The organism is Sporosarcina psychrophila (assembly GCF_001590685.1).
GTDB classification, from domain to species: Bacteria; Bacillota; Bacilli; order Bacillales_A; family Planococcaceae; genus Sporosarcina; species Sporosarcina psychrophila.
In genome coordinates this window covers 1388714-1404524 of sequence record NZ_CP014616.1, presented here as the reverse complement: position 1 = coordinate 1404524, position 15811 = coordinate 1388714, and the positions used below count along the sequence as shown (strand labels likewise).

The 15811-nt window shown below is 38.7% G+C and carries 16 protein-coding genes; 5 read left to right on the top strand and 11 right to left on the bottom strand.

Annotated elements, in window-relative coordinates; translation table 11 throughout:
* Positions 1 to 419: 419 nt before the first annotated feature.
* The 7 genes from AZE41_RS06775 to AZE41_RS06745 all read right to left on the bottom strand — a co-directional run bounded on the left by AZE41_RS06775 (position 420) and on the right by AZE41_RS06745 (position 7257).
* A complete protein-coding gene (locus AZE41_RS06775) occupies positions 420 to 1520 on the bottom strand; it encodes a DUF2087 domain-containing protein (protein ID WP_067207168.1) in 1101 nt (366 codons plus the stop codon).
* Positions 1521 to 1656: 136 nt separating this feature from the next.
* The gene (locus AZE41_RS06770) at positions 1657 to 2100 is read right to left on the bottom strand and encodes an OsmC family protein (protein ID WP_067207165.1); all 444 of its coding nucleotides are present in this window, start codon (positions 2098 to 2100) and stop codon (positions 1657 to 1659) included.
* Positions 2101 to 2168: 68 nt separating this feature from the next.
* On the bottom strand, positions 2169 to 3908 hold the full coding sequence (locus AZE41_RS06765) for a methyl-accepting chemotaxis protein (RefSeq protein ID WP_067207158.1): 1740 nt from the start codon (positions 3906 to 3908) through the stop codon (positions 2169 to 2171).
* 158 nt (positions 3909 to 4066) lie between these two features.
* Positions 4067 to 5200, bottom strand: coding sequence for a bifunctional cystathionine gamma-lyase/homocysteine desulfhydrase (locus AZE41_RS06760; RefSeq protein WP_067207156.1), 1134 nt, complete (start codon positions 5198 to 5200; stop codon positions 4067 to 4069).
* 3 nt (positions 5201 to 5203) lie between these two features.
* Positions 5204 to 6136 (bottom strand): PLP-dependent cysteine synthase family protein, encoded by a 933-nt coding sequence (locus AZE41_RS06755; RefSeq protein WP_067207154.1) that lies wholly within the window; start codon positions 6134 to 6136, stop codon positions 5204 to 5206.
* Positions 6136 to 6606, bottom strand: a complete 471-nt coding sequence (locus AZE41_RS06750; protein ID WP_067207151.1) for an S-ribosylhomocysteine lyase — start codon at positions 6604 to 6606, stop codon at positions 6136 to 6138. Before AZE41_RS06750 ends, AZE41_RS06755 begins: the two co-directional genes overlap by 1 nt.
* Before the next feature lie 12 nt (positions 6607 to 6618).
* Positions 6619 to 7257 carry a class I SAM-dependent methyltransferase gene (locus tag AZE41_RS06745; RefSeq protein ID WP_067207148.1) on the bottom strand — a complete coding sequence of 213 codons (639 nt, stop codon included), beginning with the start codon at positions 7255 to 7257 and terminating at the stop codon, positions 6619 to 6621.
* 229 nt (positions 7258 to 7486) lie between these two features.
* Here AZE41_RS06745 and AZE41_RS06740 point away from each other — a divergent pair, with 229 nt between their 5' ends.
* A complete protein-coding gene (locus AZE41_RS06740) occupies positions 7487 to 8071 on the top strand; it encodes a manganese efflux pump MntP (RefSeq protein ID WP_067207141.1) in 585 nt (194 codons plus the stop codon).
* Positions 8072 to 8300: 229 nt separating this feature from the next.
* On the top strand, positions 8301 to 9605 hold the full coding sequence (gene rpoN, locus AZE41_RS06735; protein WP_067207138.1) for an RNA polymerase factor sigma-54: 1305 nt from the start codon (positions 8301 to 8303) through the stop codon (positions 9603 to 9605).
* A gap of 60 nt (positions 9606 to 9665) precedes the next feature.
* Here rpoN and AZE41_RS06730 read toward each other — a convergent pair whose 3' ends face one another.
* A complete protein-coding gene (locus tag AZE41_RS06730) occupies positions 9666 to 10418 on the bottom strand; it encodes a FixH family protein (protein ID WP_067207135.1) in 753 nt (250 codons plus the stop codon).
* A 165-nt stretch (positions 10419 to 10583) separates the two neighbouring features.
* Here AZE41_RS06730 and AZE41_RS06725 point away from each other — a divergent pair, with 165 nt between their 5' ends.
* The 3 genes from AZE41_RS06725 to AZE41_RS06715 are packed head-to-tail and all read left to right on the top strand — an operon-like array spanning position 10584 to position 13248.
* A complete protein-coding gene (locus tag AZE41_RS06725; RefSeq protein ID WP_231885784.1) occupies positions 10584 to 11258 on the top strand; it encodes a response regulator transcription factor in 675 nt (224 codons plus the stop codon).
* 3 nt (positions 11259 to 11261) lie between these two features.
* Positions 11262 to 12677, top strand: coding sequence for a sensor histidine kinase (locus AZE41_RS06720; RefSeq protein WP_067207132.1), 1416 nt, complete (start codon positions 11262 to 11264; stop codon positions 12675 to 12677).
* 1 nt (position 12678) lies between these two features.
* Complete coding sequence (locus AZE41_RS06715) at positions 12679 to 13248, top strand: SCO family protein (RefSeq protein WP_231885783.1); 570 nt, start codon at positions 12679 to 12681, stop codon at positions 13246 to 13248.
* A 401-nt stretch (positions 13249 to 13649) separates the two neighbouring features.
* Here the strand turns inward: AZE41_RS06715 and AZE41_RS06710 are convergent, their stop codons facing one another.
* The 3 genes from AZE41_RS06710 to AZE41_RS06700 all read right to left on the bottom strand — a co-directional run bounded on the left by AZE41_RS06710 (position 13650) and on the right by AZE41_RS06700 (position 15775).
* Positions 13650 to 14291, bottom strand: coding sequence for a DedA family protein (locus AZE41_RS06710; protein ID WP_067207129.1), 642 nt, complete (start codon positions 14289 to 14291; stop codon positions 13650 to 13652).
* Positions 14292 to 14721: 430 nt separating this feature from the next.
* Positions 14722 to 15126, bottom strand: a complete 405-nt coding sequence (locus AZE41_RS06705) for a disulfide oxidoreductase (protein WP_257722504.1) — start codon at positions 15124 to 15126, stop codon at positions 14722 to 14724.
* Entirely contained in the window at positions 15116 to 15775 is a 660-nt protein-coding gene (locus AZE41_RS06700) for a DsbA family protein (RefSeq protein ID WP_231885782.1), read from the bottom strand. Before AZE41_RS06700 ends, AZE41_RS06705 begins: the two co-directional genes overlap by 11 nt.
* Positions 15776 to 15811 lie beyond the last annotated feature (36 nt).

Below are 15811 nucleotides of genomic sequence, written 5' to 3'. Positions count from 1 at the left end.
TACCGGGATATCTGAATATGTAGGGATGCGACTTTGTCGCATCCCTACATATTTTTTCGGTAATCGTATGGTGGTCCTTCATCCGTCGCGCTCCAAATACATTAGTACACGAAGTGCTAAAGCTTTTTGGGACAAAAGAATAGACGATTGTCTACCTGGATAAAAGCCGCCAAAGATGTAATTTTGGCGGCTGATGATTTCTATATGGTTTTTTCTTATTTATTTTAAAGAAGTGTCACTTTCTATAAGACATCACATGGATAGATGCATAATCTCTGCTAAAAGTAAGCGAGGAACAAATTGTACAGGGTACTAGAGTGCTCGAAATGGTCCAGTGAAAATAGATTTTCCAAGCCTTACTCACCAGTGTTTTATGCAAATAAATGGCTGATCAACAGACGTGTCTTCTTAACTAACTATCACATTTTTTTAATACGATTGTATCCTTTTTCCCCATATGGCTGTAACTCTTCTACCCACTTATCCAACTGCTTCTCAAGGATTTTACTTTTACTAATCCCCTGCCAATCCTTTTCATCTATCGTTTCAAGTATTTCAATTTCAAAATTGTCTTTTCCATGTTCATCCCAATCGGTTTGTAGTTCTTTATTTTTATGCCCGCCGGTAGTTAACATGAATTTTAATCCGTTCAATGTTTTGAAATTCGGTGTCGAATTTACAAAAAGCTTCCCGTTCTTTACATTCTTGATTTGAAATATTCCATAACTCGGTTTATCTTCTTTCGCTTTCAATTTCATTTCTTTTTTAAAATCCATTTCATCGACATCTCCTTTTTCTAGACTTTGCACAAGGCGATATGCACTTCCTTCAGCATTACGCGTTAACACATCACGGTCGACCATCTCCCGCCGTAACAGCATATAATCTTCGAAGATCGTCACCAAAATCGCATTGACTTCACCTTCTGAATACACTTTATTCGGTTTGAAGAGCAACGCAATTTCTGCTAACAGGCGATTTTTTTCTTGCTCTTTCATACGTAGTGTTTTCAAACGCCCATCCTCCTCAGAGAAATAGCGCGCTAATTCTGTTGAAGGTTCAAATGATTTCTCATTCGGCTTATCGATATTCGGTTCATCTGTTACGATTTCTTGTTGCCGTTTCACTAAATTCATGAGAGCCAGCAGGGTTTTTGCTTGTTTTTCTTTTTTGCGTAATGAAAAACGATGATTACGAATCGTCGACATGCTTCCGATTTTCAGTTCCTGTTGAATTTCTTTATCTGTCTTTCCTGCGTAAATCAAAGAAAGCAATTTCGACTGTTGGTCGGACAGCCCCGTCTGTTCCTTACCACCTGAGAGTAATCGTTCAAAAACACTGCCATGCGTCCTTTCAATATGGTGTTCCATATAACGCCAATCTGTGAAAAGTACATCTCCTACAGGATAAATGATCCCTTTTTCAACTTCTTCACCACATAATAAACAGCGATAATAACGATTCTCTTCGATGTATCCCTTTTCCATAACTTCTACCGGGTAATCTAGTGACATATCCATTTAAACATAAACACCTTTCTCTCCACACTGTTTTTATATAAACAAATATACACTTCATCTACGTTAAATACAATCTTATTTTTCCGTATAAAAAAACCGCACTCCATAGAGCACGGTTTTTGAACATCTTAGCATTCTATTTTATTACAGTTGTATCTAACTCAATTTCTACATTTCCTTTGATAGCACGACTAATCATACAGGACGTTTCAGCTTTTTCCGCAAGCTTGTGTGCCAGTGCTTCATCCCTTTCAGTTGCGTCCTTTTTCAATACGATTTCTGGTTTATGAATAATCTTTTTATATGTAATGACACCGTTCGTTACATCGACAACACCAACTGACTCCATCGTCAAGGCGACTTTCTCCAATTTACTTCGCTCCATCATAGCCGCAAGTGTAATAATATAACATGTCGCCGCTGCACCTAGCAGCATTTCATCCGGATTTGTACCAATTCCCGGCCCGTCCATTTCGGTTGGAATTGAAATCTCCGTCTTTAAATTTCCCGCATCGATTGTTCCTATATCATTCCGTAAACCTGGCCAGTCAGCTTTTAAATGGAAGTGATGTTGTGCCATAAGAAAAGTCCCCCTTTGACTATTTTGTTTCTTTCATTATACAGGTTACTATCCGTCGATTCAGTAAATCAAATTGAAGTAGTGAATTGATTGGCGTTAACCAACAGTTTATTGGAAAGAGAAGATAACTCTGACCCCGTTTTTTCAACAGCTTGCATCGCTTCAAATTGTTCCTGAAATGCGCGCATCATTTGAGCTGCATTACTTTTATTTTTTCCGGAAACATTTTCTACTTGTTTCGTAGATGCCTCCAATAACGGTAGTCCGCTTTCCAACGAGTTCAAGTGATCTTTCATAACAAATAACCTTCGATCCAATACCTTGATTTGATCTGCAGCGGCCTTGAAATTCCCACTATTTTCTTGTGTAATACTTTCAAAATTTGTTGCATCTACTTGCATCTCTTCTATATTCAAAGTAGTCCTATCAACGGATTGTTCCATTTGTAAAATAGTACCTTTAATTTCTCCTGTAGCGTTAGCCGATTGCTCCGCTAATCGTTGGACCTCATTTGCTACCACTAAGAATCCTGCTCCTGCTTTTCCAGCTCTAGTTGCTTCGATTTTCGCATTTAATGCAAGCATACGCGTTTGGTCAGTAATGCTATCAATGGTGCTAACTACACTAGAAACGGACATGAACTTTTCATGTAAGTCATCAATCGTTTGAATGACACTTTCCATACTTCGGAAGAAGATTCTCATCATTTTTGCTGCCTCGATTGTCGAAGTCTCTCCTGTTTTCACGACTTGTTTTGTAATCGTTGACTCATGAAAAACTTCTTCCATTTCATTAAACAACGTAGCCATTTGAACTTTCATCTGCTGGAAGGCTTGCTGCTGTGTTGCTGATACAGAAACCGTCTCTGCAGCAATCGTCTCCAACTCTGAAACCTGAGCATTCAAATAATCATTTTTTGTCAGCAGTGCAGTTGAGCTGACGTTTAAATGACTTCCAGTCTGTGCTAGTTGTATACTAGTGTTTTTTATTTCCACGAGCATATAGGACATACTTTCAATCATCATCCTGAAGCTTTTAATGAGCGATTGGAATTCAGGTGTAGAAGATTGAATCGCCAAATCAACTCCTAAATCCCCTTCCCTGACCATGCGCATTTTTTGTTGCAATACAATTATCGGTTTCGTCATTCGGTGAATCGTTGGCGCAATCAGTAACAATGCAATGATTAACGCAATTAGGATCGATATCAAAATTTGGGTTCCCATTTCTTTCGTATCCGCCAAATAATCACTGTCCGGAACAACAATAACAAATTCCCCGCCTAACTCTTGAACACGATAATAGCTAATAGTATGCGGGTTTCCTTGGATCGTTTCATGTAAAATACCTTTACCGTCTTGATTGATTTTCTCCACAATTTGATTGGACAAGCTCAGATTTGTATTTTTACTAACCGCAAAGGGAATCAGCTGATCATCTTTTGAGTAAAACATCGTTGCATTATAACCATCTTGAGTTAATGATACATGCTGCCTCTTAACAACCTCTTCAAGAGCAGACATAAAATTTTCCTTATTCCCGATATGTATCAACATCAATGTTTTCGCTAGATCATTGACAATTGTCACCTCTCGTTCCAAATGGGAAGAGACGAGTTCAATAGTGCTTTTCGTCATTTTTTCATACGCTGTGAATCCTATTGTAACCGTGGATATTAGCAGGATTGTTAGAATTGCGAAAAGTAATCGAGTTTTAAATGTGATGTTGGTAACTCTAGAAGATACATTCGTCCAGTTTACTTTTCCAAATCTTATCTTCTTAACGACTTCTTGTGCCAATCGACTCAATTTAATAACCACCTCACAGGAATTTATACTCAATTTTCTCATATACGTGTAAATTTCCTGTAAAGAGTGTGTAAATTTTCTGTATAGAATTTTGAATGTCTTTTTTATATGAACGAAAAAAAGCTATTCACGATGAATGTGAATAGCTTTTCGTACTGTTATGCTAACGCTTTTGCCAAGTCTTCAAGTAAATCTTCCACATCTTCAATTCCTACCGAAATGCGTACAAGACCATCTGTAATCCCTAGTTGCAATCTGCGTTCACGCGGAATTGACGCATGTGTCATGCGTGCAGGTATAGAAATCAAACTTTCAACTGCTCCCAAACTTTCCGCAAGCGTAAAGTAGCGCAATTTTGCAAGCAACTCATCAGCTTTCTTTTCGCTTCCAACATCGAACGAAATCATACCACCGAAGCCGGTCGCTTGCCTTGTCATCAATTCTCGGCCCGGATGTGTTTTAAGTCCCGGATAATACACTTTCCCCACTGCCGCGTGTCCATCTAAAAACTCCGCGATTTTCTGCGCATTCACATTATGCTCTTCCATACGAAGTCCGAGCGTTTTTATACCGCGAATCAATAACCATGAATCCTGTGGCCCAAGAATAGCGCCCACCGAGTTTTGAATGAAATGTAAATCCTCTGCAAGTTTCTCTGTTGCTACCACGACAAGCCCTGCTACGACGTCACTATGACCTCCGATATATTTCGTCGCACTATGCAATACAATATCTGCGCCTTGAGCGATTGGTTGTTGAAAATATGGGGTCATAAACGTATTGTCGACAATTGTGAGCAATCCCTTTTCTTTTGCAAGCTTAGTAACAGCTTCAATATCCGTTATTTTTAACAGTGGATTCGTTGGGGATTCCAAGAAAATCGCTTTTGTATTTTCTTTAATTGCTTCATCCACTTTCGTGATATCACTAGAATCAACGAATGTTGCCGAGATGCCAAAGCGATTTAATACTTTCGTAATGACACGGTATGTTCCACCATATACATCGTCTGTTAGAACAATATGGTCACCTTTACTAAATAACATTATAACCGAACTAATCGCTGCCATTCCGGAGCCAAAAGCAAAGCCCGCTTTTCCGCCTTCTAAATCGCTAATTAATACTTCTAGCGCATGACGAGTTGGGTTACCTGTACGTGAATATTCATACCCGTTAAATTGACCGACTGTCTGTTGCTTGTACGTACTTACTTGATATATGGGTGTGGAAACTGCACCTGTCGTTGCATCTCCAACAATACCGCCGTGGATTAATTTCGTTTTTGCACGCATGAATTATTCTCTCCCTTTAAATAGATCATAGATGTTCTGACTTAAATAACGCTCACTGGAATCAGGAAAAATGGTAACAATATGGCTTCCCGCTTTCGCAATTTCAGCTTCACGTAAAGAACCATAGAATGCAGCGCCAGAAGAACTTCCAACGAGCAACCCCTCATTTTTCGCCAATGAACGCAATTGCATGAACGCGTCCTCGTCGCTAACTGTATGAATGGCATCAAAATACGTTGGGTCCATGTAGTCTGGTAAAAACTCCATTCCAATTCCTTCTGTTACATGAGATCCTGCTGCTCCACCGTTGAGTATAGAGCCTTCAGGTTCCACGACAACTGTTTTCACACCCGGGTTGCGTTCTTTCAAAAACTGCGAGGTCCCCATAAATGTACCACCAGACCCCGCTCCCGCAACAAAAACGTCGATTTCCCCATCTAAATCACGCCATAATTCGGGTCCAAGTGTTTTCATATACGTCGCCGGATTTGCGGGATTTGAAAACTGTGAGGGTGTAAAAGCACCGGGTGTTTGTAAAACAAGCTCTTTCGCTTTCTCAATCGCACCACCCATGCCTAGTTCGGTTGGTGTATTGATAATTCCAGCACCAAGTGCACGCATAAGTGTTTGTTTTTCTAAACTAAACTTTTCTGGAACGACAAATATCACATGATAGCCTTTTCCAATCGCTGCAAGAGCCAAGCCGATACCCGTATTTCCCGCCGTCGCTTCAATAATTGTTCCACCCGGCAACAAACTTCCCGATTGCTCTGCATCCTCAATGAGTGTTAATCCGAGTCGATCCTTTACGCTTCCTCCTGGATTTAGATACTCTAGCTTTGCGAATATCCGACAATTATTTGGAATATGAATACGACTAATCTCAACAACCGGCGTGTTTCCAACTAATTCTTGTACACTACCGTAAACTTTCATTACACTTCCTCTTTGTACACATGGCGCCATTCATCTTTTTTCGCAAGCATATTTCCCGCTAACTCTTTGGCACCTTCCAAACTATGGTTTGCGGCCCACCCACATTGCACTTCGTTACACGCTGGCACTTCCGTCGCTACGAGTACATCTCGCAAAGTGTTTTCTAAAATGACTAGAATTTCTTCGTAATCATCATGATTGATAACAGATAGATAAAAGCCGGTTTGGCAACCCATCGGACTAAGATCAACAACTTTATCAGAATGATTTCGAATGTTCTCCGCCATTAAATGCTCGATGGAATGTAGTGCATCCATTTTCATAAACTGTTTGTTAGGTTGTGTGAAACGTAAATCGTACTTATACACTTCATCACCATGACTTCCCTGTTTAGTCCCCGCTAAACGCACGTACGGTGCCGCAACTTTCGTATGATCTAAGTTAAAACTTTCAACATTCAACTTTTCCATCGTAGTCTCCCCTTATTTTTTAGTCGCGTCCATTAGCCAGACAAAATCATTCAATTGTTTAAACGTCACTTCGAATCCGGCTTCTAAAAATAGTTTCAATAATACGGGCAGTATTGTGTAATATTCACGTTCTAAATCGTCTGCAACATTTTGAAAATTTCTTGCCCGCTCCTTATCTATCTGAGCCTGCTTTGCATCTTCCGTTATAAAAATGGTATCGGCAAAGACGACTTTTCCATTTATCGGTAACAACTGTGCATACTTCTTCAGTGCAACTCCTTTTTCTTCATCTGTTAAATGATGAAATACATATGAACTTGCGATTGAATCAATTGTTATACCATCAGTTTCAAAATCAATTAAATCCCCGTCCTTGACCTCAATTGAAGGAAATCGCTCTGCCGTTAATCGCCGCATCGCAGTGTTCGGTTCAATGCCAATTACTTGATGGCCGGCATCTATTAATTTTGCTGTCAGATTTCCCGTCCCTGTACCGAATTCAAGAATAGTTCCAATAACTTTGCTTGTGACAGCATTTAGAATCTCGTCATAGCCTTCAAATACATCACGGTATTCAGGATCCTCCCCAGCAACTGATGCGTCATACAAGTGAATCCACTCATCAAAAATATCGATGAATTCGCGTCCCATAACAAAACTCCTTTTTTCAAGTATATTATTCCAAGTTGTTTACTATGGTATAGGCGTAATATCAATATTTATACCACACTCCAACTAGAAATGCCAATAAAAAAACAAAACGGAGTCTTATTCGCCTGTATCAATCGCTCCCCCATCATTTCGTAAACCGGGCCCGCACGCTATTTCCCATTTGCTCATATAGATAGATGATAACAAACAGTTGCAGGGGGAAATAAGTATGCAATGGATATCTATATTATTAATCGGTATTGCTGCAAACATTGATAATTTAGCAATAAGTGTTTCATACGGCTTAAAATTAAAAAGAATTCCTTTCCTATACAATTTCATTATTTCTATTATTTCTATTGCATTTGCATTCTTCTCCATATCAGCGGGGAGTTTTTTATCCAATTACTTTTCACAATCAATGGCTAACTTCACTGGTGGCTTCTTAATTACCGTCCTTGGTATATGGTTTATCGCGCCATTGCCATTTTTCACTAAAAATAAATCCATTCAAACAGAAGACAATAGCCCCGTATTTCTAGGTTTAGAACAACCAATGAAAATCACTTTAAAAGAATCAACTTTTTTGGGATTTCTACTTTCCTTAAACTGCTTAACAATTGGTTTTGGGGCAGGTATTACAGGCTTCTCTCCGCTTTTCACTTCAATCTCAATTGGACTATTTTCACTGATTTCAATTTCTCTAGGTATTAAAATTGGTAATACAATTGGCAATACACTATTCGGCAAGTACTCCTCTAAAATCGCCGGACTTTTGCTCATCATAATCGGCATTTATGAAATGTTTTTCTAATAGTACTTACTCAATTTCGCATAAATAAATGTAAAAATCATAACGACATCCCTATTCGCAAATGAGATAGTCAAATCAGTATCCATCACTATAATGGCACCAGTTTTACCTACCTTCTCATTCAACATTACCTTCTTTTCTTATCGAAGTTTTCAGAAACATATGGTACACTTAAGACCACTACTTGAAAACGCTTACATTACTTATCAGCTTCAAAAGGAGGGGTTTTATGGTGCTCGTACTCCAACAACGACAGGAACAGAATCTGTTAATGACATTCGAGTTAAGACAAGCAATTGAAATACTTCAATACTCGACGTATGAACTTGAACAATTTATAAGGCAACAAGAGCTTGAAAATCCGATTATCGAACTGAAAGAAAAAAATACATATGAAGAGAGAGTGAATCAGCGGACATCTACTTTTGGTTCTTCCGAGATGCCGGAGGATCTATTCCAGTGTACTGAAAGAAACATGCGGGACACACTATTCGATGACGCAAAATTCATTTATCCAGACGAACACATCCAAAATTTGTTAAAGTATCTCATTTATAATCTGGATGACAATGGCTATTTACGTGTTCTTGGTAAGGATCCAGATTTCTATCTAGAATTTGATGAATTTGATATTGATAAAGGAATTCTTTTACTTCAAGAAGTGGGTCCAGTAGGAATTGGGGCTAGAGACTTAAAGGAATGCCTGCTCTTGCAAATTACATACACCTATCCTGAACAAAAGTCAGCTGCCTTTTTAGTAGAACATCATTTAAACTTGCTTGCTGACCATAAATGGAATGAAATCGCCTTACAAATGAACATCGAAATGAGGGAAGTAAAAGAGCTTTACGATTTCATACAAACGCTTAACCCGAGGCCAGGCACATTTATTTCCAATTTTCCAACTGAATATTTAACTCCTGACATTATTGTCGAATCAAAAGATGATAAATTAGTTTTCCATTTGAATGACGGCTATTTACCAGCTATTCATGTCAATAAAGAGTACACGCAACATCTTCAATCGAAAAATGATGTATCAAAATATATTCATACTCAATATAAAAATGTAGAATGGCTTCTTAGCAGTATTGAACAGCGCCGAAATACAATTATTAAAATAGTGCAAGTCCTGTTAGATAGACAGGAAAGTTTTTTTATAAATGGACTCTCTTCATTGAGACCATTAACGCTAAAAGAAGTAGCTGATGAAATTGAAATGCACGAATCAACTGTCAGCAGAGCGACTACCAACAAAGTCATTCAGACCACGTTCGGTTCTTTCGACCTCCGAATTCTGTTCACTTCGAAGTTAGAAACTGCGGACGGCACTAGCATTTCTCAAACGAAAGTGAAAACACTTTTGGAGAATTTTATAGCTCAGGAAAATAAATTCAAACCCTATTCTGACCAAAAAATAGCAGAATACTTTAATCGCGAAAAGGGCATCACAATCTCTAGGCGAACAATTAGTAAGTATAGAGAGGAGTTAAATATACCTTCCTCCAGCAAACGTAAAGATATTCAAGTATAATTCACAAAAAAAAGCACGGAGAGTACTTGACTTATTTGTCAGGTACTCTCCGTGCTCATTTTAGTTAACTTCTATCGCATGTTCTTCATGTTCATGTAATTCTTTATCGTCTTTTACGTGGATTTGAATTTTGTACGGACCTACTTGTGCAAATGTGTATGAAGCTGTATATTCACCGGCAACTAATTCTTCAACGTCGACCCAGTCGTGTTTGTCCGGATTTTCTTCATTCCAGATTTCGTAGCGTACTTGTGCTTTTTCAAATGGTTTTCCATCTAATTGCAGGTGAACGACAAATTCAGTAGATTCGCCGGACTTCATATTTTCAGGTTTCATGAAGTGCATCGAAAATCCTTCTGCATGCCCATGTTCGTGTTCAGATTCTCCTTCAATGGCTTCTTCATAATTCCCGCCATTACCTACTGTCACTTCTTTTTTCGGCATTGTGTGCAAACCTCTTGCTGTTACATGCACTTGAACGTGGAAAAGACCGTCATGCTCAAAAGAAGTTTCTGCTGTGTACAAACCGTCTTTGTCATTCGTCGATTCAACCTTGAAACTGTCGTCTTTTTTTCCTTCTTCCCATACTTCAAATTCAACTTCATTAGCGTCATCTACTTTGTCATCGCCCTGTGTAACAACTGCTTCCATTTTTATAATACCATTCACATCAACTTGTTCTGTCACTGTTAGCTTCACATCCAGCGGTAGAGGTACTCCTGTTTCGTCCACTTTTACCGCTTCTTCTTTACCGCATGCTGCCATAGCGGCCAGCATGAATAGCCCCACTAACAAACCAAATTTCCTTTTCATCAAGATTCCCCCATAGTCGTTTTACTTAACGTAGTTCCTTATGTTCGTTATGATTATAATAGATAAGTTAGAACTAAGTGTGAACTACCGCGCTTCACATGATTTTCACATTTATTAGAGAAAATGAGTACAATTAGCAACCTATAATTGAAATGAGGTTTTATCTTGAATTCATCCACCATTATGATTATAGACGATGAACCACAAATGAGGAAACTGATTCGAATGTTCCTCGAAAAAGAAGGTTACACTGTCGTCGAGGCTACAGATGGGATCCATGCACTGTCTTTGATAGACCAAACAAATCCACAGTTGCTACTAGTAGATGTAATGATGCCCTTCATGGATGGCTTTACATTCGCCAAAGAAATAAAGCGGACATCGACAATCCCACTCATCTTTCTATCAGCAAAAGGAGATGAATGGGATAAAATACAAGGTTTAAAGCTTGGCGGCGACGATTATATTGTCAAACCATTTTTACCGGGAGAGCTTCTTGCAAGGATTGAATCCGTTCTGAGACGATCTTATCAAAATATACCAGTTGCCGATACATTAACTGTCGGGCCACTCGTAATCGATAATGGAGCACATACTGTGTCATTGAATGGAAAACCCTTATTATTAACATTAAAGGAGTTCGGTATGCTTCATGTGCTTGCTAAAAATAAAGGTCGCGTCTATTCAAGGGAACAACTGCTGCACATCGTCTGGGGTGAAGAACATCAAAGTAGCGAGCGTACAGTCGATACACATATCAAAACGTTAAGACTTAAAATGGGTAATAACGGTGATCTAATTGAAACAGTTTGGGGTATCGGCTACAAATTCGAGGTGTGAAGATTGAAGACACTTACATTAAGCATAAAAATAGGTATAGTCCTGATTTCCAGTATCGGGTTTACAATTCTTTTTTCCTTTTTCTTCATCCATTATCTCTATTCTGAATTGTATTTGACAAGTATTGAAGAATCCATTGTCTATCAAGGGAAAAGGACGGCTTCTCATTACCATTACGGGGAATTAAGTGATGAAATCATCGATAAAATCCAATGGTATAACATCGTGTCAGAATATGAAATTATCGTAGTTGATAACTTAAAGGATCTCACTTCCTATTTCCCTTACGAGGTCAATTATGAAACACTTGTCGATGCAAATGACATGGCTGAGTTGGAAAAAGGAGCCTATGTATTAAAAGAGGGATTCGTAAAAGAACTTAACCATGAAATTCTAGGCGCCATTTTTCCAATCAAAGGTGAGAACGGACTTATCGGTTTCATCTATATTTATGTTCCACTTGCGGCAGTTCAAGATGTATTCCGGGGAAGCATTCCAATACTTTTGATCGTTGGCTGCTTATTTTTCTTCATACTCTTCTTAGTTGTCAATCGCACTTGGCATTCTTTATTCAAACCGTTGCAAGATCTTCAGCGACTTTCTTTTGAAGTATCTAAAGGGAACTATTCAAACCGGATTCAAAGCGAAAGGAACGATGAGGTCGGCCAATTGACGAAGGCGTTCAATTTGATGAGCCTTTCACTTGAACAACAGGAAGAACGAAAAAAGGAATTCACGTCAAACATCGTGCATGAACTCCGTACACCGCTCACCTATATTAGCGGTTACACGCATGTTCTTAAAGACAAAATATATTCATCGCCCGAAGAAGCACAAAGCTATTTGACAACGATTGAAAAAGAAACAGATCGACTGACCAAATTGATCACTGATCTTGTGGAATTAAATCATCTTCAAGAAGATTTGTATACAATTGACATTCAGCCTATTGCCATCGCGCAATTATTAGTAGATACAGTTGGTTTGTTCACGATTCATATTGCAGAAAAAGAATTATCTCTCGAATTGACTATAGAAGAAGAACTTATTCTAACAGCTGATCCAAAAAGAATTCAACAAATTTTTTACAATACCATAGACAATGCCGTGAAGTATTCCGCCACAAACGGAACCTTGGCAATTGAATTAACGAAAAAAGATGCTTTCCTTCAATTCCGAGTGACAAATGATGGAATTCTTATTGACGATGAAGATCTAGAGCGAATTGGCGATCGTTTTTTCAGGACAGATAAAGCCCGGAATCGGACAACCGGTGGAACAGGCTTAGGGCTCCCTATTGTCAAAGAAATCATCCGACTGCACAACGGAACTTTCGAGATGACTAGCGACACCATGACAGGAACAATCGTAACGATTCGATTGCCCGGCTTATCTATTGATGAACAAGAAGAGGTGTAATTTGAAAAACATATGCTATCTGTTTATTCCCCTTGTCATTGCAGTCTTGCTTTCCGCTTGCAGTTCTGTACCTCATAGTGGAAAGGAAATAGTCCCATTTTCTTATACAGACCAAAATGGACAGCCTTTCGGTACAGATGAACTAACGGGGAAAGTCTGGATTGCTGATTTCGTCTTCACAAAATGTAAGACCGTCTGTCCCCCGATGACACTAGAGATGGCGGATTTGCAAAAAAAGTTCGAGGATGAAGGCGTTCAAGTCGAATTCGTATCATTCACTGTCGATCCAACAATTGATTCACCAGATGTGTTAAAAGAGTACATCCACCAATTTACGGACGATGAAAAGAATTGGCATATATTAACGGGATATACACAGGAAGAAATTGAAGCTTTCGCAAGGGATCAATTTCAAACAATTGTACAAAAACCTTCCTCATCCAATCAAGTCATTCACGGGACTAACTTTTATTTGATTGATCAGCAAGGCAGTATTGTGAATGAATATAATTATGTAGATGCATCCTATGTCAAGGAAATGTCGAAGGACATCAAAAAGATTCAAAGATAATCACATGTGTTGATTAACCAAAAACAACCAGTAAATAACTTAATCAAACAGCAGGAGCTTCGTGTACATTAAATTTGGATCGCTTTGGATTGAAAGGCCTCTATACGATTATCGAGATTTCTTGATGTGTAGGGATGTGGCCTCGTCGCATCCCTACACATCGTTTTTCGATAATCGTATGGTGCTTATTCATCCGTCACACTTGCCCCTCGGTAAAGATATCATGACTAGTTCGCCAAAAGCGGACCGAAAATGATTCAGTGAAAATGGGTTTTTTCAAGCCTTTCTTACCTGCTCTTTATGAAAGAAAATGGTTAATCAACAGACCTGAAAGATAATAGACAAAAACACCTCCTAGGCTTATCCGCTTAGGAGGTGTTTCCTTGTTAGCAATACATTCATTATTTCTTCAAACGACTCTTCATAAAACTGATAACAACTGGCAGAACAGACACAAAGATAATTAATAAAATAACAGTGGAGAAGTTATCTTTAATGATAGGAATATTCCCGAAGAAATAACCTGCAATCGTACAAATTCCTACCCATAGAATTGCGCCCACTACATTATAAATGAAAAAGTAGCGATAATTCATACGACTAGCCCCTGCAACAAAAGGTATAAATGTACGAATGAACGGCATAAAGCGGGCAATCACTATCGTTTTACCACCGTGTTTATTAAAGAATTTCTCTGCTTTATCCATTTTTTCTTGATCAATGACTCTACCAATTAAGCTATTAGGCTTGATCGCTGTCCCAACTTTTTTACCGATTTGATAATTTACAGTATCCCCAATGACAGCCGCAGTAAAGAACACAATAAGGAGAAGTACAATGTTAAATGCCCCCATTGCAGCAAGAGCCCCACTTGCAAATAGCAAAGAATCACCTGGTAAGAATGGGAAAATAACTAATCCTGTTTCAACAAACACGATTAAGAATAATAGTACATATGACAGCGAGCCGAAATTTTGAATAATTTCAACCAAATGCTCATCAATATGTAATATGAAGCTGATTATGTTTTGAATTATAGTCATACATAGACTCACTTTCAATAATATTTGTCAGATTCATTGACAGAAACAACCTTATTCATCATACTTGTTTCTTTGATAGTTGTCACGTAACAGAATAAAATAGCGATACACTTACATAAAAGCGCAAGGCGCCAAAAAGAATAGCAGGCATAAGTCGATTAAGGGGAAGGCATTCTAAGATCGCGACGACTGCATTCTTGCAGGTACGACGTGGCGCTCTTTGCCACAAAGCCGGATTGCTTTCAAGGAAATATAGCCTAAGTACGCCGCGTCCTGCGGCAACAGCTACATGAGACCCACATTCTATTGGCCCCGAGCGGCTTGTGGATAGAGTCTAGAGTCTAGACACCATTCTATGTCGAACAAACCTATACTTTCCTATATTTGAAGAATGCCCCCCAATGATTTCAGGGAGGCATTACTCATACTATTATTTACGTCTCCAAAGCATCAACATCATCGCCGTAATAAAAGTAAAAGCAATGAGTGCCAAAAAAGGAATCGTTACAAAACCAAACCAATTAATATATTGTCCCGAGCATGGAACCCCGCTCGTACACGTACTGAATTCTTGCAATGAAGGCAGTTTCTGCAACGCATAATGATAACCAGATAGAAGCATGCCTATGACTGACATCGGAAGTACGTACTTATATATATCGCGGTCATTTCGATAAAATGCCATGCCAAGGAACAGAACTAGTGGGTACATAACTATTCGCTGATACCAGCAGAAAGTGCATGGTACAAAGCCCATACGCTCGCTAAAAAACAAACTTCCTATCATCGCTGTAATCGATGCTAACCAGGCAAGGAGGAGCGGTTTACTTACCACTAGCAGCCGCCTCTTCCACCATTTTTGTGAAATCATCTAACGTACTACCCGTAAATTGTTTTCCACTTATAAAGATTGTTGGTGTGGAGGATACACCTAGGTTATTGGCCGTTTTCATATCTTTCTCCCAAGCTTCTTTCCCCTTGCTTTCACCAAATGACTGCATTACTTTATTCGTTTCTTCTTCAGTTGCCACTTCCGCTAAAACCTCTTCCAAAAATGACTCCGTATATAAGTCCTTTTTTTCGTAGGTTAAATCTTCTGGTTGCTTACTAAATAATAATTCATGGAAAGTCCAAAACTTATCATTCCCTAATTCTTGATAAACCGTTTCTGCAAATTGAGCGGATCGATTTGAATCGATGTTTATAAAGGAGTAATTCATAAAGTAAAACTTGGCTTTCCCCGTTTCAACTAACTCCTTGTAAATAACCGGAAAAAGTCTATCATTGAAATCTTTACAACTTGGACATTTATAATCACCAAACTCAATAATGTCAACTGGTGCTGACTCTTCACCCAAGAACGGTTGCCCTTCTACATCTATAACGGTTGACTTTTGATTGGCATCCGTTAAAACAATAACTCCTACGATACAAATAACTACTAAACCAACAATCCAAAAAATCTTCTTAGACAAGGTAAACACTCCTAATTTGAACTACATGACGTAGTGTAATGAAAT

Bases quoted from the DNA above. Each gene is read 5' to 3' on its own strand.
- AZE41_RS06760 (WP_067207156.1), bottom strand. From the start codon at position 5,200: ATGCGTGCAAAAACGAAATTAATCCACGGCGGTATTGTTGGAGATGCA.
- rpoN (WP_067207138.1), top strand. From the start codon at position 8,301: ATGGTGCTCGTACTCCAACAACGACAGGAACAGAATCTGTTAATGACA.
- AZE41_RS06750 (WP_067207151.1), bottom strand. From the start codon at position 6,606: ATGGAAAAGTTGAATGTTGAAAGTTTTAACTTAGATCATACGAAAGTT.
- AZE41_RS06745 (WP_067207148.1), bottom strand. From the start codon at position 7,257: ATGGGACGCGAATTCATCGATATTTTTGATGAGTGGATTCACTTGTAT.
- AZE41_RS06730 (WP_067207135.1), bottom strand. From the start codon at position 10,418: ATGAAAAGGAAATTTGGTTTGTTAGTGGGGCTATTCATGCTGGCCGCT.
- AZE41_RS06770 (WP_067207165.1), bottom strand. From the start codon at position 2,100: ATGGCACAACATCACTTCCATTTAAAAGCTGACTGGCCAGGTTTACGG.
- AZE41_RS06755 (WP_067207154.1), bottom strand. From the start codon at position 6,136: ATGAAAGTTTACGGTAGTGTACAAGAATTAGTTGGAAACACGCCGGTT.
- AZE41_RS06740 (WP_067207141.1), top strand. From the start codon at position 7,487: ATGCAATGGATATCTATATTATTAATCGGTATTGCTGCAAACATTGAT.
- AZE41_RS06710 (WP_067207129.1), bottom strand. From the start codon at position 14,291: ATGACTATAATTCAAAACATAATCAGCTTCATATTACATATTGATGAG.
- AZE41_RS06775 (WP_067207168.1), bottom strand. From the start codon at position 1,520: ATGGATATGTCACTAGATTACCCGGTAGAAGTTATGGAAAAGGGATAC.